Source organism: Stenotrophomonas sp. IS26, assembly GCF_054188265.1.
The window spans coordinates 51,827-75,366 of the sequence record NZ_JBSZJV010000015.1 but is presented as its reverse complement, the minus strand read 5'-3'; the positions used below and the strand labels follow the sequence as shown (position 1 = coordinate 75,366).

The 23,540-nt window shown below is 69.2% G+C and carries 15 protein-coding genes; all 15 read left to right on the top strand.

Translation table 11 applies throughout. The annotated features are described in order from the left end of the window. Nucleotides 1–145 precede the first annotated feature (145 nt). The 15 genes from ACW6W5_RS13480 (at nucleotide 146) to ACW6W5_RS13410 (ending at nucleotide 23,473) form a co-directional block, all read left to right on the top strand. The gene (locus tag ACW6W5_RS13480) at nucleotides 146–8,788 is read left to right on the top strand and encodes an ESPR-type extended signal peptide-containing protein (RefSeq protein WP_152152429.1); all 8,643 of its coding nucleotides are present in this window, start codon (nucleotides 146–148) and stop codon (nucleotides 8,786–8,788) included. Between the two features lie 157 nt (nucleotides 8,789–8,945). Further along, the gene (locus ACW6W5_RS13475) at nucleotides 8,946–10,799 is read left to right on the top strand and encodes a S8 family peptidase (protein ID WP_152152427.1); all 1,854 of its coding nucleotides are present in this window, start codon (nucleotides 8,946–8,948) and stop codon (nucleotides 10,797–10,799) included. 126 nt (nucleotides 10,800–10,925) lie between these two features. Beyond that, the gene (gspE, locus tag ACW6W5_RS13470; protein WP_193222791.1) at nucleotides 10,926–12,653 is read left to right on the top strand and encodes a type II secretion system ATPase GspE; all 1,728 of its coding nucleotides are present in this window, start codon (nucleotides 10,926–10,928) and stop codon (nucleotides 12,651–12,653) included. Between the two features lie 37 nt (nucleotides 12,654–12,690). Further along, nucleotides 12,691–13,911, top strand: coding sequence for a type II secretion system protein XpsF (gene xpsF, locus ACW6W5_RS13465; RefSeq protein ID WP_152152423.1), 1,221 nt, complete (start codon nucleotides 12,691–12,693; stop codon nucleotides 13,909–13,911). A 48-nt stretch (nucleotides 13,912–13,959) separates the two neighbouring features. Further along, nucleotides 13,960–14,391: a type II secretion system major pseudopilin GspG gene (gene gspG / locus ACW6W5_RS13460; protein WP_121042627.1), complete on the top strand. Its 432-nt coding sequence runs from the start codon at nucleotides 13,960–13,962 to the stop codon at nucleotides 14,389–14,391. Nucleotides 14,392–14,481: 90 nt separating this feature from the next. Then, on the top strand, nucleotides 14,482–14,901 hold the full coding sequence (gene xpsH / locus ACW6W5_RS13455) for a type II secretion system protein XpsH (protein ID WP_226956624.1): 420 nt from the start codon (nucleotides 14,482–14,484) through the stop codon (nucleotides 14,899–14,901). Then, entirely contained in the window at nucleotides 14,898–15,314 is a 417-nt protein-coding gene (gene xpsI / locus ACW6W5_RS13450; protein ID WP_152152421.1) for a type II secretion system protein XpsI, read from the top strand. The genes xpsH and xpsI overlap by 4 nt, the downstream gene beginning before the upstream one ends. Further along, nucleotides 15,266–15,949, top strand: coding sequence for a type II secretion system protein J (locus ACW6W5_RS13445; RefSeq protein ID WP_428999830.1), 684 nt, complete (start codon nucleotides 15,266–15,268; stop codon nucleotides 15,947–15,949). Before xpsI ends, ACW6W5_RS13445 begins: the two co-directional genes overlap by 49 nt. Beyond that, nucleotides 15,946–16,809 carry a type II secretion system minor pseudopilin gene (locus ACW6W5_RS13440; RefSeq protein ID WP_152152419.1) on the top strand — a complete coding sequence of 288 codons (864 nt, stop codon included), beginning with the start codon at nucleotides 15,946–15,948 and terminating at the stop codon, nucleotides 16,807–16,809. The genes ACW6W5_RS13445 and ACW6W5_RS13440 overlap by 4 nt, the downstream gene beginning before the upstream one ends. Then, the gene (locus ACW6W5_RS13435; protein WP_121042636.1) at nucleotides 16,806–17,954 is read left to right on the top strand and encodes a PilN domain-containing protein; all 1,149 of its coding nucleotides are present in this window, start codon (nucleotides 16,806–16,808) and stop codon (nucleotides 17,952–17,954) included. The genes ACW6W5_RS13440 and ACW6W5_RS13435 overlap by 4 nt, the downstream gene beginning before the upstream one ends. Next, complete coding sequence (gene gspM / locus ACW6W5_RS13430) at nucleotides 17,929–18,672, top strand: type II secretion system protein GspM (RefSeq protein ID WP_428999829.1); 744 nt, start codon at nucleotides 17,929–17,931, stop codon at nucleotides 18,670–18,672. The genes ACW6W5_RS13435 and gspM overlap by 26 nt, the downstream gene beginning before the upstream one ends. After that, on the top strand, nucleotides 18,662–19,450 hold the full coding sequence (locus tag ACW6W5_RS13425; RefSeq protein ID WP_121042640.1) for a general secretion pathway protein GspN: 789 nt from the start codon (nucleotides 18,662–18,664) through the stop codon (nucleotides 19,448–19,450). Before gspM ends, ACW6W5_RS13425 begins: the two co-directional genes overlap by 11 nt. 9 nt (nucleotides 19,451–19,459) lie before the next feature. Further along, nucleotides 19,460–21,658 (top strand): type II secretion system secretin GspD, encoded by a 2,199-nt coding sequence (gene gspD, locus ACW6W5_RS13420; RefSeq protein WP_152152417.1) that lies wholly within the window; start codon nucleotides 19,460–19,462, stop codon nucleotides 21,656–21,658. Between the two features lie 115 nt (nucleotides 21,659–21,773). Beyond that, entirely contained in the window at nucleotides 21,774–22,640 is an 867-nt protein-coding gene (locus tag ACW6W5_RS13415; protein WP_152152415.1) for a glycosyltransferase family 2 protein, read from the top strand. Continuing rightward, complete coding sequence (locus tag ACW6W5_RS13410; RefSeq protein WP_152152412.1) at nucleotides 22,637–23,473, top strand: glycosyltransferase family 2 protein; 837 nt, start codon at nucleotides 22,637–22,639, stop codon at nucleotides 23,471–23,473. Before ACW6W5_RS13415 ends, ACW6W5_RS13410 begins: the two co-directional genes overlap by 4 nt. Nucleotides 23,474–23,540 lie beyond the last annotated feature (67 nt).

Below are 23,540 nucleotides of genomic sequence, written 5' to 3'. Positions count from 1 at the left end.
GGATGGCGAGCACGCTGTAGGTATCTGCCAGCCATTGCGCACAACGCAGTAAATCAAGCGAAAAACGCCCCCAGGGGACGTTGGACCACGCGGTCCGGCGTTGGCGTCGCTTTGCCTAAAACCAGCCTAATCAGGAGCCGCATCGATGAATCGGATTTATCGCAAGGTCTGGAACAAAGCACTGGGGCAGATGGTCGTCGCCTCGGAATTGGCCAGCAGCCAGTCCTCGGGTGTCGTCATCGATCAACGCCGAACCTCTGGCGGACGCAACACCGCACTGCTCTCGGCCGCCATCGCGTTGACGCTCGGATTGGGCACGGCAGGCGCCACGCTGACAGCGCACGCGCAGTCGGTGGAAGTGGGTGGGAATGCGAACTGCCTGGTGCTCAACAGCGGCATCGTCGACAGCTGCGTGGTCGATGGCAACGCCACGGCATCGGGCACGAATGCGGTCGCGATCGGCAGCAACAGCACCGCCTCCGGGGCGAACAGCGTGGCGCTCGGCGCCGGCTCGAAGACCAACCGTGCCAACACGGTTTCGGTGGGTGACGCAGGTAAGGAACGGCAGGTCACCAACGTGGCCGCAGGGACCACGGCAACGGATGCGGTGAACAAGGCGCAGCTGGACAAGGTTGCGGTCGCTGCCGAAGGCGCGACCCGCTATTTCAAGGCCGATGGTGACGGCAACGACAGCGACGCGGCGAAGATCGATGGCGAGGGTGCACTGGCCGCTGGGGCCAGTGCCAACGCCGATGGCGACGGCGCAACGGCACTGGGCCGCGGCAGCCAGGCCATCGGCAATGCGACCACCGCAGTGGGCGGCGAGGCCTTGGCCGTCGGCCTCGGGGCGAGTTCGTTCGGGCAGGGCAGCATGGCTTTCGGTGATGCCAGCATCGCGCTCGGCCAGAGCGCCGCGGCGTTTGGTCTGGGTGATGTCGCCCTGGGTGCATCGGCGGTGGCCGCCAGCGAGAACGGCGCAGCAACGGCGATCGGTGGTCTGGCCGAAGCCAGCGCCGATGGCGCAACCGCGATCGGTGGCGGTGCACTGGCCATCGGGCCGGGCAGCACCTCGCTCGGCCGCGGTGCGGCCAGCGCAGGCGAAGCCTCGGTGGCGGTGGGTGCGTTCAGCGTCGCGGTCGCGGATTTCAGCGCGACGCTCGGCGCGAATTCGGCGGCGGTTGCGGTGGGTAGCGTGGCACTCGGTGCCGGCTCGTACGCCGATCGGGTCGACACGGTGTCGGTCGGCAATGCGGACAATGGCCTGCGTCGCCAGATCACCAACCTTGCCGATGGCACCGAAGACAGCGATGCGGTGAACAAGGCACAGCTCGATGAGGTCGGTGCGGTCGCCGCCAACACGAACAAGTACTTCCAGGCCACCGGCAGCAGCGACAGCGATGCCGGTGCGCTTGCGGCAGGCGACAACGCGACCGCGATCGGTGAAGCATCCAACGCGCTGGCCGACGGCGCGACCGCGCTCGGCAGCGGCGCCACGGTCACTGCGCAGAACGCGACGGCCGTCGGCTACAACGCCAGCGCCACCGGTCAGAACAGTGCAGCCTTCGGCACCAACGCGCAGGCCAATGGCCCGGGCAGCGTGGCCGTGGGTGGGGCGGCGGTGGATGCCGACGGCAACCCGCTGATCACCAATGGCGGGGTGCCGGTCGATACCGGCGCAACCAGCGCTGGCGTGGGCGGCACCGCAGTCGGCGCGAGTGCGGAAGCCGCAGGCTTCGCATCGTCCTCGTATGGTGTGGGCGCTTACGCCGCCGGTGCACAGGCCTCGGCGTTCGGCGCGGTGGCCAATGCCACCGGCGACTATTCCACGGCGGTCGGTACGCAGAGCGTGGCGACCGGCAACAGCAGTACCGCCATCGGGGGGCCGGCGGATCTGCTGCCGGGCCTGGGCTTCTTCGTGCAGACCCAGGCCAGTGGCGAAGCCGCCACCGCGGTGGGGGCCGGTGCGATCGCCAGCGGCGATTACGCCGTGGCCAACGGTACGTTGAGCGAAGCCTCGGGCACCGAAGCGACGGCCGTGGGCTACTTTGCCTACGCTCCGGGCGAGGGCGCCACCGCACTCGGCGCAGAGACCTGGGCCAGCGGTGAACTGAGCACGGCGGTGGGCTTCTACAGCACTGCGCGCGGCGCGAACAGCGTCGCCCTCGGCGCCAACTCCACCGCCACCCGGGACAACACGGTCTCGGTAGGTGACGTCGGCAACGAACGTCAGATCACCAGCGTCGCGGCCGGTACCGAAGCCACGGATGCGGTCAACAAGGCGCAGCTTGATGCGGTTGCGACCTCGGCCTCGGCAACCTCGGCGCAGTTCAAGGCGAACGGTGCGGCCAGCGGTGCGGTCGGTGCATTCGCCGATGGCGAGGATGCGCTGGCGGCCGGTGAAGCCAGCAATGCGCTGGGGGCCGGGGCAACGGCGGTCGGCGGTGGTGCGACCGCGGTCGGCGATGACACCGTCGCGCTGGGCCGCAACAGCAGCGCTACCGGCAACGGCAGCGTGGCCATTGGTGGCCTGGGCCAGGCGTATGACGAGTACAACCAGCCGCTGGTGGATGACCAGGGCAATGCGATCCTGATCGGTGCCACCGCGGCGCCGGACAGCGTGGCGGTCGGTGCCGGTGCACAGGCTACCGGCACCACCAGCAATGCGTTCGGTAGCGGCGCACAGGCCACTGGCAGCAACAGCCTGGCCAGTGGCTACAAGGCACGCGCCACCGGCGATTACAGTGTGGCGCAGGGCGACAACGCCTTCGCCAGCGGTGAAGAAACCACGGCAACCGGCGCGTACGCGTGGGCCACTGCCGATGGCGCCACCGCCTTCGGTTCCAGTGCGTGGGCCACCGAAGCCAACGCCACGGCAGTGGGTCAGTCGGCGTGGGCAAGCGGTACCGGGTCCACCTCGATCGGCTACAACAGCTGGGCACGCGGCAGCAGTTCCACCGCGCTTGGCCGCGGTGCCTTCGGCTACGGCGACAACAGCGTCGCCGTCGGCTTCCAGGCCTTGGGCAACAGCATCAACAGCATCGCCATCGGCACCAACGTGGTCGCCGGCGGGGAAAGCGCGATCGGTATCGGTGCGGGCAGCAATGCCAGCGCATCCAATACCGTGGCGCTCGGCGCGGGTTCGGTCGCCGACCGTGCCTACACCGTCTCGGTCGGCAACGATGGCCGGCAGCGCCAGATCACCCAGGTTGCCGCCGGTACCGAGGGCAGCGATGCCGTCAATCTGGATCAGCTGACCGCCGCGACGGACCGGTTCCAGGCCAGCGGTGACGGTGTTGCCGTCGCAGGTGGCGAGGAGAGTGTGGCCGCCGGTGCAAACGCGGCGACCGATGGCGACTACGCCACCGCGGTCGGTTCGAGCAGCTTTGCAGCCGGCACCGGTGCATCGGCGATCGGCAGCGGCGCCTTCGCCTTGGCCGACAACGCCAGTGCCGTCGGCTTCAACGCCGTCGCCAGCGCTGCCAATGCAAGCGCAACGGGCGCCAACGCACAGGCGACCGCCGAGTACGCGACGGCGACTGGTGCAGAGAGTCTGGCTTCCGGCGAGCAGAGCACCGCGACGGGTGCGGCCAGCGTCGCCTCCGGCGCCGGCAGCCTGGCCGGTGGTGCACTGTCCGACGCGGCCGGTGAGGAGTCGGTGGCCCTGGGCTACTTCAGCAGCGCCAGCGGTGAGGGTGCGACGGCCGTCGGCGCGGAAAGCGTGGTCAGCGGCACGCTCTCCGCGGGGTACGGGTTCGCTTCCGAAGCGACTGCCAATTACACCACCGCGATCGGCGGTTACGCGGTGGCCTCCGCCTTCAACGCGACAGCGTTGGGCAGCTTCGCGCAGGCGACCGGCTCCAACAGCGTCGCACTCGGTGGCGATGCCGAAGCCTCCGGCGCGTACAGCACCGCGACCGGCCAGGGCAGCCTGGCCAGCGGCACCAACAGCGTGGCCGTCGGTGGCGCGCTGTTCGGCCTGCTGCCCACCGAAGCCTCGGGCAACTACTCCACGGCCGTCGGTGGTGGGGCGTGGTCGTCGGGCGTGAACAGCACCGCACTCGGCAACGCAGCGACTTCCAGTGGCGCCAACAGCGTGGCGCTGGGTGCCGACTCGATCGCCGACCGCGACGACAGCGTCTCGGTGGGCAGTGCCGATGCGCAGCGCCAGATCACCAACGTCGCTGCCGGTACGGACGGCACCGATGCGGTGAACGTGAATCAGTTGAATGCAGTAGCCGATGCGGCGGCGACGACCAGCAAGTATTTCCAGGCCAGTGGCAGCGCCGACAGCGATGCCGGTGCCTATGTGGAAGGTGACAACGCGCTGGCCGCCGGTGAGGCCGCCAACGCCATCGGCAACGGTGCCACCGCGCTTGGCGGTGGCAGCACCGTGATCGCCAACGAATCCACGGCACTGGGCTTCAATGCCACGGTCACCGCAGACAACGCCGTGGCGATCGGCAGCAATGCCAACAGCAGCGCCGCTGGCGCGGTGGCGATCGGCGATCTGAGTGCGGCGTCCGGTGCGGCGTCGGTCGCCATCGGCGGCGGCTCGCTGTCGCAGGGCTTTGGTGCCGTCGCGGTCGGTGCTGGCGCCGAGGCCAGCGGTCTGGCCGCCACGGCGGTGGGGTATGGCGCCTGGGCGCTGGGGCGCGAGTCCACCGCGATCGGCAACTTCGCCACGGCGGACGGCTGGCAGGCCAGTGCGTTCGGTGCCAACGCCAACGCGGGCTTCTTCGGTACCGCACTGGGCAGCAATACGCAGGCCGCCGATGTTGCCACCGCCGTGGGTCAGGGCACGCGTGCGGATATCGCTGGCGCCGCCTTTGGCGTGCAGGCCAACGCCGGGTTGTACGGCGTGGCCGTGGGCAACAACGCCGCCACCGCCGAGGATGGCGTGGCCGTGGGCTTCAATGCGCTGGCCGGTGCGGATGCCGGCAGCGCGACCCAGGGCATCCAGACCACTGCCATTGGCAGTGAAGCCTGGGCGACCGAAGATGGTGCCACCGTGGTGGGCTACAACAGCTACGCGCAGGCGGTGAATTCCACCGTGGTCGGCAGCAACTCCTGGACCACCAAGGACGCCGACAACAGCGTCGCGCTCGGCGCCGGTTCGCTGGCCGATCGTGCCAATGCGGTGTCGGTGGGCGCCGCACAGGCCTGGACCGATGCGGCGGGCGTGGTGCATCAGGCCATCGACCGGCAGATCACCAACGTCGGTGCCGGTACTGACGACACCGATGCGGTCAACGTCGCGCAGCTGAAGGAGGTGGCGGCCACCGCCGAGGCCACCAGCAAGTACTTCCAGGCCAGCGGCAGCGCAGACAGTGATGCCGGTGCGTATGTAGAAGGCGACAACGCGCTGGCTGCCGGTGAGGCCGCCAACGCCATCGGCGATGGCGCCAGCGCGCTCGGCAGTGGCGCCACCGCCATCGCCGACAATGCCACCGCGGTCGGCTTCAACGCATTGGCAAGCGCCGAAGGTGCCGCAGCACTGGGTAGCGACGCGCAGGCCACCGGCGAAGACAGCGTCGCCATCGGTAACGGCGCCAGCGCCAGCGATATCGGCGCCACTGCCACGGGTGCAGGCGCGCAGGCCGCGGGCGCCTACGCCACGGCCACCGGCAGCCAGGCCACCGCAGAGGGCCAGCAGGCGACCGCCAATGGCTTCCGCGCCAGCGCGTCCGAAGCCGGTGCCTCGGCCTTCGGCAGCTACAGCGAAGCAACCGGCCAGCTCTCGTCGGCGCTGGGCTATGGTGCGGTGGCCTCCAATGCCTACGCCGTAGCGGTCGGTGCGGCCTCGACTGCGTCCGGTTCGGGTGCGGTGGCGGTCGGCGAGTACTCCGAAGCCACCGGCGATGAGAGCGTGGCGATCGGTGGCACGACCTTCTTCGGTCTGCTGCCGTCGCGCGCCTCGGGTACGGGGGCATCGGCCTTCGGTGCAGGCGCCTGGGCGACCGATGACTACGCCACCGCGATCGGCTGGAACTCGTGGGCCGATGCAGGCAGTGCCACCGCGTTGGGCGCCAGCGCCAGCGCAGAAGGCGTGAACAGCGTGGCACTGGGTGCCGGGTCCGTCGCCGACCGTGACAATTCCGTCTCCGTCGGCACGGCCACCGCACAACGCCAGATCACCAACGTCGCCGCGGGTACGGAAGGCACCGACGCGGTCAATGTCGATCAGCTCAATGCAGTCGCCGATGTCGCCGAAACCACCAGCCGCTTCTTCCAGGCGTCGGGCAGCGGTAACGGCGACGACGTCGGCAGCTATGTCGACGGTGCGTATGCCACCGCCGCGGGTGAGGCCGCCAACGCGTTCGGCACCGGGGCCTCGGCCTATGGCAGCGGTTCGCTTGCCTCCGGTCGCAATGCCTCGGCATCGGGCTTCAACGCTTCGGCCACGGCGGATTCGGCCACCGCGATCGGCGGGGCGCTGTACTACGAGGATGAGAACGGCAACGTGCTGCTCGACCAGGCCACCAGCGCCAGTGGTGTGGGTGCGACGGCACTGGGCGCCGGCGCACAGGCCGAGGGCAGCTTCAGCACCGCCACCGGCGCCGGCGCGACTGCCGCAGGATTGCAGTCCTCGGCCTTCGGCTACAGCGCCGAGGCTGGCAGTGACTACAGCACCGCCGTCGGTACCTTCAGCGCGGCCAGTGGCGTCCGCACCACGGCGCTGGGCTACGGGGCCGAGGCCAGTGGTGATTACGCCTCCGCACTGGGCTGGGGCAGTGCCGCGTCGGGCAGCTACGCCAATGCGATCGGCTACGCATCTCAGGCCAGTGGCGACAACAGCGTCGCGGCCGGTTCCAACGCCTGGGCCACCGCCGCACGCACCACCGCAGTAGGGCAGTTGGCGTGGGCAACCTCGCAGGGCGCGACGGCCATCGGCCAGGACAGCTACGCCTACAGCGGCCTGAACGCCACGGCGGTCGGTACCAGTTCGTCGGCCAGTGGCGCAGGCAGCGTTGCGCTCGGCGCCGGTGCCCGCACCAGCGAGGCCAATGTGGTCTCGGTCGGCGGCGGCAACGGCACCACCGCCCCGGCCACGCGCCGCATCACCAATGTCGGTGACGCGGTCAATGGCAGTGACGCGGTGACCAAGTCGCAGCTCGATTCGGTCGCTGCCACTGCCGATGCGGTGGGCAAGCACTTCCAGGCCAGCGGCAGCGGTGTCGCCACGGCCAGCGGCAGTGACGCACTTGCCGCCGGCTCCGGTGCCACCGCCAGTGCGACACGCAGCAGTGCGCTGGGGACCGCGGCCGTCGCCTCGGCGACCGGGGCCACGGCGGTCGGTGCCGATGCCTCGGCACGCGGTGCCAACAGCACCGTGCTGGGCCGCCAGGCATCGACCAATGCGACCAACGGTGTGGCGATCGGCAACGGTGCGTTCGCCAGCAACGGGGCCAACAGCATCGCGATCGGTTCGGCGGCAGGTGTCTCCGGTGCCAACGCGGTGGCGCTGGGTGCCGGTTCGCGCGCGGTGGAAGCCAATGTGGTGTCGGTCGGTGGCGGCAACGGCACGGACGGCCCGGCCACGCGCCGCATCGTCAATGTCGGTGCCGGTCGCATCGCCGCGGGCAGCACGGATGCCGTAACCGGCGGCCAGCTCAACACCACCAACCAGCGGGTCGGCGCGGTGGAAACCCAGGTGGGCGACATCGACACCCGCATCGGCTCGGTCGAGAACGTCACCGCCAATGCGCTGACCTATGACGACAGCAGTCGCGACACGCTGACCCTGTCGGGTCTGCAGGGCACCACGCTGGACAACGTCGGCAGCGGCTCGATCGCGTCCGGCAGCCGCCAGGCCATCAACGGTGGGCAGTTGTTCCAATCGCTCACCGATGTCGCCACCTTCCTCGGTGGCGGTGCCAGCGTCGGCATGCAGGGCGTGTTTGTCGCGCCGAACTATGTAATCCAGGGCGCGACGTACAGCAATGTCGGCGATGCACTTGGCGCGCTGGACCGCAAGGTCAGCGATCTCGATCAGCGGGTTGCTGGCGGCAGCAGCAGTGCGCGTGCACGCACGGCGTCGCTGTCGACCGCCAGGGTGGCAGCGGACACCAGCGCAGAGCCGGACACCGGCGCTGCGCCGGAGGCCAGCGTCGTCACTGCCGCCAGCGACACCGCCGTCGCCAGCGTGCAAGGGGCGCCGACCGCTGCGAATGTCGGCAGCAGTCAGCCGATCAACGTGCCGACTGCCGCACCTGCCGCCGTCAATGCGGTGGTGATGGGGGACGGTGCGGTAGCCAGCGGCGCATCGGCCACAGCGATCGGCCAGGGCGCCACCGCGTCAGCCGCCAACTCGGTCGCGCTGGGCCAGGGCTCGGTCGCCGACCGCGCCGACACGGTCTCGGTCGGCAGTGCCGGCAACGAGCGGCAGGTCGCCAACGTCGCCGCCGGTACGCAGGCCACCGATGCGGTCAACAAGGGCCAGCTGGATGGCGGCATCGCGACCGCCAACAGCTACACCGACCAGCGCTTCACCTCGATGGCCGACAGCTTCGACATCTACAAGGGCGAGATCGATCAGCGCCTGCGTCACCAGGACCGTCGCATTGATCGCCAGGGCGCGATGAGCGCGGCGATGCTCAACATGGCCACCAGTGCCGCCGGTGTGCGTACCCAGAACCGCGTCGGTGTCGGCGTCGGCTTCCAGGGCGGCGAATCGGCGCTCTCGCTGGGCTACCAGCGCGCCCTCAGCGAGCGCGCCACGGTGACCCTGGGCGGTGCCTTCAGCAGTGATGACAGCTCGGTCGGCGTGGGCGCCGGCTTTGGCTGGTAAGCCGTTCCAACGCGGGGCCGTGCGCGGCCCCGCTGCAACGCAATGCAAGGCCTGAGGGGGCGGGTCACGGGAACCCTGGCCAGGGCCGGCCAGGGAGCTCGCATGGAGTGTTGGCCTGAACAGTCGTTTGATCCATGACCTTGAAGAGGACGTCAACGTGACCAGTAAGCAGAACCTTCGCATCAATGTGCTGGCAGCCGCCGTGCTGTCGTTGTCCGCAGGCGCCAGCGCCTATGCAGCGGGCCTGCCGGCCAAGGAGCCGGTGCGCCAGCCGGCTGCCGCCCAAGGCGCAGAGCGCATCATCGTCAAGTACCGCGCCGGCACCGCTGCGGCCACGGATCGTTCGGCCAAGCTGACGGCCGTGCAGTCGGCGGTCGCCCGCGCCAGTGTCGGTGGCTCCGCCGCCGGCCGTGCCAGTGCCGTGAACCCGCAGATCGTGCGCAAGCTCGGTGTCGGGGCCGATCTGATCCGCCTGCACGGCCGCTTGAGCCCGGCCGAACTGCAGAAGGTGCTGGCCGAGATCAAGGCCGATCCCTCGGTGCAGTACGCCGAAGTGGACGTGAAGCTGCAGCGCACCGATGTGCGCCCGCGCGACGCGACCCCGCAGCTCGTGCCGAACGATCCGTACTACGCGCAGTACCAGTGGCATCTGAACAGCGCCACCGGCGGCATCAATGCGCCGGCGGCGTGGGACATCGCCCAGGGCGAAGGCGTGGTGGTGGCGGTGCTCGATACCGGCATCCTGCCGCAGCATCCGGACTTCTCCGGCAATCTGCTGGCCGGTTACGACTTCATCAGCGATGCGGAAACCTCGCGCCGTCCGACCGACGAGCGCGTGCCGGGTGCGCTGGATTACGGCGATTGGGTCGAGAACGACAACGAGTGCTATGCCGGCTCGCTGGCCGATGACAGCTCCTGGCACGGCACCCACGTCGCAGGCACGATCGCCGAGTCCACCAACAACGGTGTGGGCATGGCTGGCGTTGCGTACAAGGCGCGCGTGCTGCCGGTCCGCGTCCTGGGCAAGTGCGGTGGCTACCTGTCCGACATCGCCGATGCGATCACCTGGGCCTCCGGTGGCACGGTGGCCGGCATCCCGGCCAACGCCAATCCGGCCGAAGTCATCAACATGAGCCTGGGCGGCGGCGGCGCGTGTGATGCGCTGTACCAGGATGCGATCAATGGTGCCGTGTCGCGCGGCACCACCGTGGTGGTCGCCGCCGGCAACTCGGCTTCCAACGCGTCCAATTTCCGGCCGGCCAGCTGCGCCAACGTGGTGGCGGTCGGCGCCACCCGCATCACCGGTGGGATCGCCTACTACTCCAACTTCGGCACCGTGGTGGACCTGTCCGGCCCGGGCGGCGGTGGCAGCGTGGACGGCAATCCGGGCGGCTACGTGTGGCAGTCCGGTTACAACGGCCTGACCACGCCGACCTCCGGCGCCTACAGTTACATGGGCATGGCCGGCACCTCGATGGCCTCCCCGCATGTCGCGGCGGTGGCAGCGCTGGTGCAGGGCGCGGTCGCGGCGGCCGGCAAGGATCCACTCACCCCGGCAGCGCTGGAAGCCCTGCTCAAGCAGACCGCACGGGCCTTCCCGGTCACCATCCCCACCGCCACCCCGATCGGCACCGGCATCGTCGATGCCAAGGCCGCCCTGGACAAGGCGCTGGAAGAAGAGTGCACCGAGAACTGCGGCCCGGTGGCCACGCCGCTGACCAACAAAGTGGCCGTGGGCGGCCTGAGCGGCGCTGGCGGCAGCGAAGTGCTGTACAGCTTCGAGGCGCAGGCCGGCAAGGTGTTGAGCCTGCTCACCTACGGTGGCAGCGGCAATGTGTCGGTGTATGTGAGCCAGGGCAAGGAGCCGACCGCGACGGCGTTCGATGCCAAATCCACGCGTCCGGGCAATAGTGAAACGGTGCGCTTCACTGCACCGGTGGCCGGCACGTATTACATCAAGGTGGTCGGTGAGTCCGCGTTCAGCGGTGTGAGCATCCTCGCCAACCAATAAGACCGGTAAAACCCCAACGGGAGTCCGTCATGTGACGGGCTCCCGTTTTTACATCTGGACCGCGTGCAATCCCGCGTACGATCGCGGTGAACTGCTAAAGTCGCAGCGGTTGCCAGGAGAATGTTCTTGAACGCGGTTGCCCAGGATCCCACTGCAGAAGCCACCGCAGAATCCCGCATCGTCGGGGTATTGCTGGAGAAAGGTCGGCTCAAGGACAGCGACCTGGCCCGCGCGCGTCCGCTGCACCGTGAGTCCGGCGGCAGCCTGCTCGGTCTGCTGGTGCGGCTGGGGCTGGTCTCCGAACGCGACCATGCACAGACCTGTGCCGAGGTGCTCGGCCTGCCTTTGCTCGATGCCAAGGCTGTGCCGGAGGCGCCGCCCGAAACGCTGCTCGATGGCTTGCCGCTGACGCTGCGTTTCCTCAAACAATTCCATGTCTGTCCGCTGGTACTCCAGGACGGCGTGCTTGATCTGTGGCTGTCCGATCCGCAGGACCCGTATGCGGCCGATGCGGTGCAGTTGGCGGTGGGCCTGCCGGTGCGGCGGCACGTGGGCCTGCGCTCGGAGATCGACGATCTGATCGAGCGCTGGTTCGGCCAGGGCCGCAGCGCGATGGGCGCGATCATCGAGACCGCCGACGGGGAAGGCGCTGCGGTCGACGACATCGAACACCTGCGCGATCTGGCCTCCGAAGCGCCGGTGATCCGGCTGGTCAACCTCGTCATCCAGCGGGCGGTGGAACTGCGCGCCTCGGATATCCATATCGAACCGTTCGAGAATCGCCTGAAAGTGCGTTACCGCGTGGATGGCGTGCTGATCGAAGGCGAAAGCCCGCCGGTCAATCTCACCGCCGCGGTGATCAGCCGCATCAAGATCATGGCGCGGCTCAACATCGCCGAACGCCGCCTGCCACAGGACGGCCGCATCATGCTGCGCGTGCAGGGCAAGGAGCTCGATCTGCGTGTCAGCAGCGTGCCCACCGCGCATGGCGAAAGCGTAGTGATGCGTCTGCTTGATCGCGACACCGTGGTGTTCGATTTCCACCGGCTGGGCTTTACCGATGCGTTCCTGCCGCAGTTCCGCAAGGTGCTCGAGCAGCCGCACGGCATTCTGCTGGTGACCGGCCCGACCGGCTCGGGCAAGACCACCACGCTGTACACCGCGCTGAGCCAGCTCAATACCGCCGACGTCAAGATCATCACTGTCGAAGACCCGGTCGAGTACCAGATCGAAGGCATCAACCAGATCCAGGCCAAACCGCAGATCGGGCTGGATTTCGCCAATGCGCTGCGCAGCATCGTGCGCCAGGATCCGGACATCATCATGATCGGCGAAATGCGCGATCTGGAAACGGCCCGCATCGCGATCCAGTCCGCGCTCACCGGCCACCTGGTGCTCTCCACGCTGCACACCAACAACGCCGCCGGTGGTATCACCCGCCTGCTGGACATGGGCGTGGAAGATTATCTGCTGACCTCCACCATCAACGGCATCCTCGCCCAGCGCCTGGTGCGCCGGCTGGAGCCGCAGCATGCGCAGCGCTACCGTGCCTCGCCGGAAGAGATCGACAAGTTCGGCCTGCGCCGGCTGCAGCCGGAGGGGGAGATTTTCCTCTACCGCGCACAGCCCTCGGCGATAGCGCCCACCGGGTATCTCGGCCGCACCACCATCGTCGAGTTCCTGGTGATGAACGATGCGCTGCGCAGCGCGGTGATGCGTCGCGCCGGGATGGGCGAGATCGAACAGATCGCGCGCGCGGCCGGCATGCGCACCATGTATGAGGATGGCCTGTCCAAAGCCCTGCAGGGCCACACCACGCTGGAAGAAGTACTGCGCGTGACGGAGGAATCCTGATGCGCGCCTGCGGCCGGCACCCGGTGAGCGGCTGAGCATGGCCCAGTACCGCTACAAGGCGCTCAACGCGCATGGCGAACTGTTCGATGGCCAGATGGAGGCGGCCAGCGAAGCCGAGGTTGCCGCGCGCCTGCAGGACCAGGGCCACATGCCGATGGAGGCGCGCCTGGCCAGCGAGGGTGTCGCGGGGGCGTCGTCCTGGGCGGCGCTGCTGCGCCGCAAACCGTTCGACGGCGGTGGGCTGGTGCAGTTCACCCAGCAGCTGGCCACGCTGCTCGGCGCGGGGCAGCCGCTGGACCGCGCGCTCAGCATCCTGCTGGAACTGCCCGAGGACGAGCGCACGCGCCGGGTGGTCACCGACATCCGCGACATCGTGCGCGGCGGTGCGCCGCTCTCCACCGCGCTGGAACGCCAGCACGGGCTGTTCTCGCGGCTGTACATCAACATGGTGCGCGCCGGTGAGGCCGGTGGCAGCCTGCATGACACCCTGCAGCGGCTGGCGGATTACCTCGAGCGCAGTGCTGAACTGAAAGGTCGCGTCATCAATGCGCTGATCTACCCGGCGATCCTGCTGGCGGTGGTCGGCGGTGCGCTGCTGTTCCTGCTGGGCTACGTGGTGCCCCAGTTCGCGCTGATGTACGAAAGCCTGGATGTCGCGTTGCCGTGGTTCACCCAGTGGGTGCTCACTGCCGGCCTGGTCGTGCGCGAAGGCTGGATCATCATGATCGTGGTGCCTGCGGTGATCGCGCTGGTGGTGGAGCGGCGGCTGCGGCAACCGGCCACGCGCCTGGCCATGGACGGCTGGCTGCTGCAACGCAACGGCATCGGCCCGCTGCTGGCCAAGCTGGAAACCGCGCGCCTGGCCCGTACCCTGGGCACGTTGCTGCGCAACGGCGTGCCGCTGCTGTCCGGCCTGGGCATCGCGCGCAACGTGCTGAGCAACCGCGCGCTGGCCGCCGATGTGGATGCCGCCAGTGACGAGGTCAAGAACGGCAACGGCCTGTCGGCGTCCCTGTCGCGTGGCAAGCGTTTCCCGCGCCTGGCGCTGCAGATGATCCAGGTCGGCGAGGAATCCGGCGCGCTGGATACGATGCTGCTCAAGACCGCCGATACGTTCGAACAGGAAAGCGCGCGCGCGATCGACCGGCTGCTGTCGGCGCTGGTGCCGGTGATCACCCTGGTGCTGGCCTCGGTGGTCGGCCTGGTGATCGTGGCCGTGCTGGTGCCGTTGTACGACCTGACCAATGCCATCGGCTGACCGGCCGCTGGTGAATACCCCAACGATTCGATGCAAGGAGCCTGCCATATGCAACGCCGTCGCCTGACCCGCTTTTCTTCCGCGCGCCACCAGTCCGGCATGAGCCTGTTGGAAATCATCATCGTGATCGTGTTGATCGGGGCGGTGCTGACCCTGGTCGGCAGCCGCGTGCTCGGCGGTGCCGATCGTGGCAAGGCCAACATCGCCAAGGCGCAGGTGCAGACCATGGCCGGCAAGATCGACAACTACCAGCTCGATACCGGCAAGCTGCCGGCCAAACTGGATGATCTGGTCACCCAGCCCGGCGGCAGCGCGGGTTGGCTCGGCCCGTACGCCAAGCCGGCCGACCTCAATGACCCGTGGGGTCATGCACTGGAGTACCGCGTGCCGGGCGAGGGCCAGCCATACGACCTGATCAGCCTGGGCAAGGACGGCAAGGTGGGTGGCAGCAGTTACGACGCGGACATCCGGTACGAGTAATCGGCATTGGGAGCGCCGTGGCCCGTGTCGAGCAGACCGCCGCATCGCGTGCCCGCGGGCAGCCGTGCACGCGGTCTGTCGCTGCTGGAGATGCTGCTGGTGGTCGCCCTGATCGCGATCATCGGCGTGGTCACCGCCACCGCGATGAACGGTGGCATCGATGGCCTGCGGCTGCGCAATGCCGGCAAGGAGATCGCCACCCAGCTGCGCTACACCCGCACGCAGGCCATCGCTACCGGCCAGACGCAGCGCTTCGTGATCGACCCACGTGCGCGGACGTGGCAGGCGGCCAATGGTCGTCACGGCCAGATTCCCGCCGCGCTGGACGTCCGCTTCCGCGGGGCGAGCCAGCTCAGCACCGCGCCGGGGCAGGGCAGCATCGCCTTCTTCGCCGACGGCGCGGCCAGTGGCGGCAGCATCGACCTCAGCACGCGCGGCGCGGTGTGGGAGATCCACGTCGGCTGGATCACCGGCGAAGTCCGTGCCGGCCCGCGCCGGGAGGGCGGATGAAGCGTCAGCGCGGCTATTCACTGCTGGAGGTGATCATCGCCTTTGCGCTGCTGGCGTTGGCGTTGACCCTGCTGCTGGGCAGCCTGTCCGGTGCGGCCCGTCAGGTCGGCCAGGCCGACGTGCGCAGCCGGGCCACGCTGTATGCGCAGTCGCTGCTGGCCAGCACGGGCGTGGAGACGCCGCTTCAGGAAGGCAGCACGCAGGGCGAGTGGGAGCAGGGCAGGTACCGCTGGCGATTGCAGGTGGAACCGTACGCGGAGCCGCGCACGACCACCGCGCCGGTGACCACCGATATCGGCGGCCCGACCCTGGCGCAGATCACCCTGCAGGTGAGCTGGGGCGAAGGCAACGGCGAGCAGTTGCAATGGCGCAGCCTGCGCTTGTTGCCGCCGGTACCGGGCGCACCGCGATGACGCTGCGCGCGCGCCGCGCCCGCGGCTTCACCCTGATCGAAATCCTGCTGGCGACCGCGCTGCTGGTCGGCGGCCTGGCGCTGGCCTTCGCCACCGTGCGCTCGGCCATGGCAATCAGCCAGCGCGGCGAGCGCATGGCCGCCCAGAACGAGCGCATGCGCGCGGTCGAAGGCTTTCTGCGGCGTCGCCTGTCCACCGCGCTGGTCATCGCGACCTCGCCCCCGGATCCCACCCGTGACCCGGTGTACTTCATTGGCGAGCCCCAGCGGATGCTGTTCGTCTCCGATCTGCCCGGCTACCTCGGCCGGGGCGGGCCGTATGCGCATGAGCTGCAGGTCCGTCGTGCGGGTGGGCAGGAACGGCTGGAGATCGGGCTGACCCTGCTGCAGAACGGTGAAGCGATCGAAGAAGACCCGCCGCGCCCGCCGGAGATGCTGGCCGATCAATTGCGCGAGGTGCGCTTCCGCTATCGCGGCACCGATCCACGCACCGGCCAGCTCACGCCGTGGCTGGACCGCTGGGACGATACCCGGCGGCTGCCGCTGCTGGTGTCGATCGAGATCGCACCGCTGCAGGGGCCGGCGTGGCCACCGATGATCGCAGCGCTCCCGCCGCCGCGCGGGGATCGCCGATGAGGCCGGCGCGCGGTGCCGCGCTGGTGCTGGTGCTGTGGTTGATCGCGCTGCTCACGGCGGTGATCGGCGCATTCGCGCTGAGCGCGCGCGTGGAGCACATGCAGCAGCGCGTGATCGGCGACGACGCCATCGGCCAGGAGTACGCGCGCGCGGGGCTCGAATATGCCCTGCATCGTCTGCAGCCCCGCGCCAGTCAGCCGGCGTGGGTAGCTGACGGTCGCCGCTACCGCTGGACCTTCGACGACCGCCGGATCGACCTGGCGATCCTCGATGAGAACGGCAAGGTGAACCTGAATCTGGCCGATGCCAGCTTCCTCGCTGCTTTCCTGCGTGCGATGGGAGAGGCGCCGGGAAGGGCCCAGCAGCTGGCCGGCGCCATCGTCGACTGGCGCGATGCCGACAGCCTCAAACAGCCCGGTGGCGGCGCGGAGACGCCGGACTACGTCGCGGCCGGCCTGCCCTATGGCGCACGCAACGCGCGCTTCGAGACCGTGGGCGAGCTGCAGCGCGTGCTGGGGATGGATGCGGACCTGTATGCCCGGATCGAGCCGATGCTGACCCTGTACAGCCGCCAGGCGCGGCCCGACCCGCGTTTTGCAGCCGGCCCGGTATTGACCGCGCTGGGGCTGGATGCCGAACGCCTGCTGGCCGAGCGGGAACGTGCGGCGACGGCCGATCAGGCCGGATTGCCTGCCGCACCGCTTGCAGGTGGCAGCGGCACCTATAGTATCGAGAGTCGCGCCACGGACGAACGCGGCCGGATATCGGTACTGCGCGCCGTGGTGAGGACGGGGTCGGCAGGCACGCCGGGAACGGCATACACAGTACTTCGCTGGGAACAGGGAATGGCAGCAAGATGACGGCATGGCGTGACAGTCTGGTGCGGGCCCGCGGGCGCTTGTCGCCTGGCGTGGGCAGCAGCCTGCGCTGGTGGCGGCAGTCCTTGCTGGCCTGGCTGCCGGTGCGGTGGCAATGGGCGATGGGCTGGTCGCGCTCGCGGCTGCTGTTGCAGCGCGATGGTGAGGTGTTGCGCCTGCAACGCCAGACGGGCGAGCAGATCGAGGCGATCGCCGAGCTGCCTTGGCCGGTCTCGCCGGCCACCCTGGATACTGTGCTGGATGCGCGCCTGCGCAGCTTGCCGCGGCATTGGTTGCTGCCTGCCGGCAGCGTGTTGCGGCGTCCGCTGCGGCTGCCCGCCGCGGCCGCGGAGCGGCTGCGCGATGTGGTCGGTTTTGAAATTGATCGGCAGACCCCCTTCGATGCCAGCCAGGTCAGCTACGACGTGCGCGAGCTGGGGGCGCTGCCGGATGGCCAGTTGCAGGTGGAGCTGGTGGTGATCCCGCGCGTGCAGCTGGAGCAGTGGGCGCAGCAGGCCGGGCCGTGGGCGCAGGCCGTGGCCGGCATCGATGCGGTGGATGCCACTGGCCAGCCGCTGGATGTCAATCTGCTTCCGGTCGCGCAGCGGCAGCCGTATCGCGACCCGATGGCGCGCTGGAACGGGCTCCTGGCCGTGGGCGCGATCGTGCTGCTTGCGCTGGCCGGCCATCAGCTGATCGACAATCGCCAGGCCGCGGCGGACCAGTTACGTGAGCAGGTCGATGCCGCCGCGCGTGATGCGCGTCGGGTTGCCGCCGAACGGCAGCAACTGCAGCGTCTGGTCGAAGGCGCCGCGTTCCTGGAGGGCAAGCGTGCCGAGCATGCGAGCACGGTGGAGATCTGGAATGAGCTTACCCGCCTGCTGCCCGATGGCACGTATCTGGAAAAGATGTCGATCGAAGGCAGCACGCTGCAGTTGATCGGGCTCAGCCGCGAAGCGTCGCAACTGGTGCCGCTGCTGCAGGACTCGCCGCTATGGCGCAAGGTCAACCTGACCGGCGTGCTGCAGGCCGATGGGGCGACCAGCGGCCGCGACCGTTTCACGCTGACTGCCGAGCTGCAGCCGCTGCCTGGTGCGACACCGCCTGCCAAGGAGGTTGCCGATGGCAGCACACCCGACGCGCCGTGATCGCTGGCTGGCACTGGGGCTGCTGTTGGCGGTGATCGCCGTGGCCTACCTGCTGCTGGTGCATCCGTGGTTGACCCGCCCGTTGCTGGCGATCAACGCCGACATCACTGCCGTGCAGGAGCGCCAGCAGCGCGTGGAGGCGCAGTTGGCCCAGCGCGGCCAGATCGCCACCCAGCTGGGCGAGGTGCAGGCGGCGCTCGAAGGCCGCCCCGGCTTCCTGCGCGAGGCCACGGCCGAATCGGCCGCTGCCGCGCTCTCCAGCCGCCTGCAGGATGCGGTGGCCTCCGCCAGCCCGGGCAATCGCAGCTGCACGATCAGCAATCGCACGCCACTGCCTGATGCCAGTCGCGAACCGGCCTTCCCGCGCGTGGCCCTGCAGGTGCGCCTGCGGTGCGGCGTGCCGGAGATGGCCGCCGTGCTGCACACGCTGGAGACGGGGACACCGCGCCTGTTCGTGGACAACCTCAATCTGCTGGCGCAGCGCTTCCAGCAATCGCCAAGTGAAACCGGCACCGGCCTGGACGTGTCGTTCGAACTGGTCGGCTATCTGCGCCCGGGCGCCGCACTGGAGCCCGGTGCGCCTGCGCCGGCACCCCTTCCGCTGCCGGCGGGACAGGACGCTGGGCAGAACGCTGACCCAGGTGCGGCCCTGCCCAGCGATGCGGCCGAACCCGCGCCGGTATCGGACGCTGCGGAGGAGGTTGAGCATGAAGCTTGAGGCAGCCGGCCTGCGCACTTGGTGGCTGGGGGGCATCGCGCTGTGGGCACTGGCGATCTGGATCGCCACGCTGTTCGGGCTGGGCAGCCGTATCGCGCCGGCCACGGATGGCGATATCGGCCCCGCGCCGTTGCCGCAGCTGGCACCGGCCGCGCCGGAGCGCATGGCCTCGGCCAGCACCTATGCGCAGATCGGTACGCGGCCGCTGTTCGCCGAAGACCGGCAGCCGCGCCCGTATCTGCTCGGCGGCACCGAGCAGGGCACCGCCAGCAGCGTCTCGTTGACCGGCGTACTGCTCACGCCTGACTTCGCCATGGCAATCCTGACCACCGATCAGCGCCAGTCGCTGCGGTTGCGCTTGAACGGTGAGGCGGTGAACGGCTGGCAGCTGCTGGCGCTGGAACCACGCCGCGCCACGGTCAGCGGGCCGGGTGGCACCCAGACGCTGGAACTGCCGGTGTTCAACGGCCAGGGTGGCGAACCGCCGACGGTACTGGGCAGCCCACAGCTCACCACGGTTCCACCGGCCGGTACCGGGGCCCGCCCGATCAATGGCGCAGCCGCCCCGGTGCCCGCACCACCGCCGGCTGCACCCCCTGCGCCGCAGGCAGGAACGCCCTCGAATGCGGCGGCCCCCGCGCAGAACGCGCAGGGCCCCAGCGAAGACCAGATGAAGGCGATCCGCGAGCGCATCCAGGCGCGCCGCCAGCAATTGCAGCAACAACAGCAACAGCAGTCGCAGCAACCGCCCGCGGGCGGCTCCGGCCACAACCCTTAGAGTGACAGCATGACCCTGCGCCTTTTCCCCGTGTCTTTCCTTGTCGCCCTGCTGGTGGGCTGCACCACCGTGCCCGCGCCGGAGGTGCGCCGCGATGCGGTCCTCGACAGCCACCAGGTGGTCGCCGGCGATGGATCCCACGCAGGCGTCGATGCCGAGCCACTGGGAACCAGCAGTGCACCGCAGGCGGTGATCCGCCGCGGCACCGGCACGATGATCAACCGCAGCGCCGCCGCCGCGCCGCAGCCATCGCTGGGCAATGCCTCCACCGGCAATGCGACCTTCAACTTCGAAGGCGAATCGGTGCACGCCGTGGTCAAGGCGATCCTCGGCGACTTCCTCGGCCAGAACTACGTGATCGCGCCGGGCGTGCAAGGGACCGTGACCCTGGCCACGCCCAAGCCGGTGTCCTCGGCGCAGGCCTTGAACCTGCTGGAAATGGTGCTGGGCTGGAACAACGCGCGCATGGTCTACAGCGCAGGCCGCTACAACATCGTGGCCGCCGATCAGGCGCTGGCGGGCACCGTGTCACCCAGCACCGCCTCGCCGGCCAATGCGCGTGGCTTCGAAGTGCGCGTGGTGCCGCTGCAGTACATCTCCGCCACCGAGATGAAGAAAGTGCTGGAGCCGTACGCGCGCCCGAACGCGATCGTCAACGTCGACAACGGCCGCAACGTGATCACCCTCGGTGGCACCCGCAGCGAGCTGGAAAACTACCTGCGCACGGTGGAGATCTTCGACGTGGACTGGCTCTCGGGCATGTCCGTGGGCGTGTTCCCGATCCAGTCCGGCAAGGCCGAGCAGGTGGCCGCCGATCTGGAGAAGGTGTTCGGCGAGGAAAGCAAGACCCCCAGCGCCGGCATGTTCCGCTTCCTGCCGCTGGAGAATGCCAACGCGGTGCTGGTGATCACCCCGCAGGCGCGCTATCTCGATCAGATCCAGCAATGGCTGGACCGCATCGATACCGCCGGTGGCAGCGCGCGGCTGTTCTCCTACGAGCTGCGTTACGTCAAGGCCAAGGACCTGGCCGAGCGCCTGGCCGAGGCGTTCGCCAACGAGAACGGCCGCAGCGGCCGCGGCAGTAGTTCGCTGGCGCCGGGCGCGTCGCCGATGGACCTCGGCAGCCGCGATGGCAACAGCAACAACAGCAATTTCTCCAACACCGGCAGCAGCAACGGCGGCAGCCGCGGCGGGTTGGGCGATGGCACGATGAACCTGCCGCAGCGTCAGTCCGGCAACGCCAGCTTCAGCCTGGAAGTGCAGGGCGATACGGTCGGCGTGTCGGCGGTGGAGGAAACCAACACCTTGCTGGTGCGCTCCACCCCACAGGCCTGGCGCTCGATCCGCGAAGTGATCGAAAAGCTCGACGTGATGCCGATGCAGGTCCACATCGAAGCGCAGGTGGCCGAGGTCGCGCTGACCGGTGACCTCAGCTACGGCGTGAACTGGTTCTTCGAGCAGGCTGTGGCCACCGGCAAGACCGAGAGCGGCATCGACCTGCCCAGCGCGCTTGGCCGTTCGATCTGGGGCAGCATCTCCGGCTCGGTTGGCAGTGATGGGGTCGGCTGGACCTTCCTCGGCAAGAACGCCGCCGCAGTGGTCAGTGCGCTGGACAAGGTCAGCAACCTGCGCCTGCTGCAGACCCCCTCGCTGTTCGTGCGCAACAACGCCGAAGCCACCCTCAACGTGGGCACCCAGATTCCGATCAACTCGGTGTCGGTCAATACCGGCGTGGGCGGCGACAACACTTACAGCCAGGTCCAGTACCTGGATACCGGCGTGATCCTCAAGGTGCGCCCGCGCATCACCCGCGATGGCGTGGTGTTCCTGGACATCGTGCAGGAGGTCAGCTCGGCCGGCGCGATCCCGAGCGGCTGCGACCCGACCCGCACCACCTGCAACCCGCCGATCAATACCCGCAAGATCTCCACCGAAGCGGCGGTGCAGAGCGGTGACACCATCATGCTCGCCGGCCTGATCACCGATTCCGGCGAAGACGGCTCCAGTGGCGTACCGGGCCTGAGCAAGCTGCCGGTGATCGGTGCGCTGTTTGGCCGGAAGACGTTGAAGTCAGAACGCTCCGAAGTGATCGTGCTGCTGACCCCGACCATCGTGCGCAACGCGCAGGAGTCGCGGAACCTGACCGACGAATACAGCAGCCGCTTCCGTGCGATGGAGCCATTCCCCGAGCGCAAGGGCAAGCGCTGAGCGATGCCAGGCCCCTGCTGTCATCGCAGGGGCCGATCTTGTTACGCTGGCCGCGCCCAAGGGAGCCTGCGATGACACAGCGACACGGCGAAGACGGCAGCACGCAGAGGTCGGCATGAGCACGGTCATCCTGCTGCCGATCGGGGTCGACGATGCCGCGCTGGACCGCTGCCTGGCCGCGCTCGATGCCGGCACCGCAGCGGGCACCGCGATCTGGCTGGCCGACGATGGCCAGGCCGGTCCGCGCGCCCAGGCCGTGATCGAACATTGGCTTGCACAGACGCCGCTGCAGGCCGAGTACACCCGCCGCGCCCGCGCGATCGGCGAAGTCGCCCATCTGGATGAAATGCTCGCAGCGTGTACCGGCGCCGATGTGGTGGTGCTCGCCCCGGATGCGATCCCGGCACCGGGTTGGTTGCAGCAGTTGGAAGCCTGCCTGGCCCGCGATGCCTCGATCGGCTCGACCACGCCGTGGTGCAACGCCGGTGAGACGGCCGCCTGGCCGCGTCTGGGCGAGATCAATCCGCTGCCGGACGATCTGGATCTGGCCCCGCTGGCCCAGGCCTGCGCGGCGATGCCGCCGCTGCATCCCGAGCTGCCCTCGGCGGTGACGCACGCCGTGTTGTTGCGCGGCAACGCCCGGCGCAAGGCCGGCGGGCTGGACATGCACAGCTACGCGTCGTGGAATGCGGCGCTGATCGACCTCAGCCTGCGCATGGCCGGGCTCGGCTGGCGCAACGCCCTGTGCGAGACCGCCTTCGTCGCCCGCGTGGCCGAAGGTGTAACCGGCGAGGGCGACATGGAGGCGTTGGCGTCGCGCTGGCCGGCCTGGCCGCCGCGGCTGGCCGGTTTTCTGATGGCTGATCCACTGCAGCAGGCACGCCACGATCTGCAGCAGCAGCACCGGCAGGCGATAATGCCCAAGGCGCAGGGCGATCTGTTCGCGCCGCCTGTCATTGCCGCCCCGGAGTCGCCCGTTTGAGCCCTGCCATCGCCGCCATCATCGTCAGCTACCAGAGCGCCAGTACGCTGGACGCCTGCCTGCTGCGCCTGCGCGAGGCGCGCGACATCGCCGAAATCCGCGTGGTCGACAACGATTCCACCGACGGCACCCTGGAGATCGTGCAGCGCCATGCCAGCGCCGATCCGCGGGTGCGCTTCATCGCCAATCCGGACAATCCCGGCTTTGCCGCCGCCAACAACCAGGGCGTGGCCGACAGCCAGGCACCCTGGCTGGCCTTCATCAACCCGGATCTGATGGTCGGCCCGGAGACCCTGGCCCAACTGCGCGCACGCGCGCTGCCGCTGGGTGACTGTCTGCTGGGGGTCGAGCAGGTGGACGAGGAGGGCCTGCCGGACGCTGCGGTGCGCCGCCGTGATCCGGATTTCGCCGCGATGCTGCGCAACCCCGGGCAGGGCGGCAAGCTGGCGATCCCGGTCGACCGCAGCCAGCCGCTGCAGGTGGTGCCGGCCCTGTCCGGCGCATTGCTGCTGATGCCGCGCGCCCTGTTCGAGCGGATCGGCGGCTGGGATGCGGGCTACCGCCTGCACGCCGAGGACCTGGACCTGTGCCGGCGCGCACGCGACGCCGGCGCGGTGATCGCGATCGCCAACGACCTGCAGGTCACCCATGTGCGCGGTGTCTCCAGCCGCTCACGGCCGTTCTTCGTGGAATGGCACAAGCACCGCGGGCTGTGGCGGTACTTCCGGAAATTCGAGGCGCCGCAACGTGCCTGGCCGGTGCGCTGCGCGGTGTGGGGCGCGATCTGGGCGCATGCGCTGGTGCAGGTCCCGCGACTGCTCCGCCGCCGGTGAGCATCCGCGCACCCACTTCGGCACCGGGGCGATACGTGCCGTGAACGCATTCCACGCTGAGGGCACT

What these genes read in the sequence shown, in the direction of transcription:
- ACW6W5_RS13480 (WP_152152429.1), top strand. Translation starts at nt 146, where the DNA reads ATGAATCGGATTTATCGCAAGGTCTGGAACAAAGCACTGGGGCAGATG.
- xpsF (WP_152152423.1), top strand. Translation starts at nt 12,691, where the DNA reads ATGGCCCAGTACCGCTACAAGGCGCTCAACGCGCATGGCGAACTGTTC.
- gspG (WP_121042627.1), top strand. Translation starts at nt 13,960, where the DNA reads ATGCAACGCCGTCGCCTGACCCGCTTTTCTTCCGCGCGCCACCAGTCC.
- xpsH (WP_226956624.1), top strand. Translation starts at nt 14,482, where the DNA reads ATGCTGCTGGTGGTCGCCCTGATCGCGATCATCGGCGTGGTCACCGCC.
- xpsI (WP_152152421.1), top strand. Translation starts at nt 14,898, where the DNA reads ATGAAGCGTCAGCGCGGCTATTCACTGCTGGAGGTGATCATCGCCTTT.
- ACW6W5_RS13445 (WP_428999830.1), top strand. Translation starts at nt 15,266, where the DNA reads ATGGCGCAGCCTGCGCTTGTTGCCGCCGGTACCGGGCGCACCGCGATG.
- ACW6W5_RS13440 (WP_152152419.1), top strand. Translation starts at nt 15,946, where the DNA reads ATGAGGCCGGCGCGCGGTGCCGCGCTGGTGCTGGTGCTGTGGTTGATC.
- ACW6W5_RS13435 (WP_121042636.1), top strand. Translation starts at nt 16,806, where the DNA reads ATGACGGCATGGCGTGACAGTCTGGTGCGGGCCCGCGGGCGCTTGTCG.
- gspM (WP_428999829.1), top strand. Translation starts at nt 17,929, where the DNA reads ATGGCAGCACACCCGACGCGCCGTGATCGCTGGCTGGCACTGGGGCTG.
- ACW6W5_RS13425 (WP_121042640.1), top strand. Translation starts at nt 18,662, where the DNA reads ATGAAGCTTGAGGCAGCCGGCCTGCGCACTTGGTGGCTGGGGGGCATC.
- gspD (WP_152152417.1), top strand. Translation starts at nt 19,460, where the DNA reads ATGACCCTGCGCCTTTTCCCCGTGTCTTTCCTTGTCGCCCTGCTGGTG.
- ACW6W5_RS13415 (WP_152152415.1), top strand. Translation starts at nt 21,774, where the DNA reads ATGAGCACGGTCATCCTGCTGCCGATCGGGGTCGACGATGCCGCGCTG.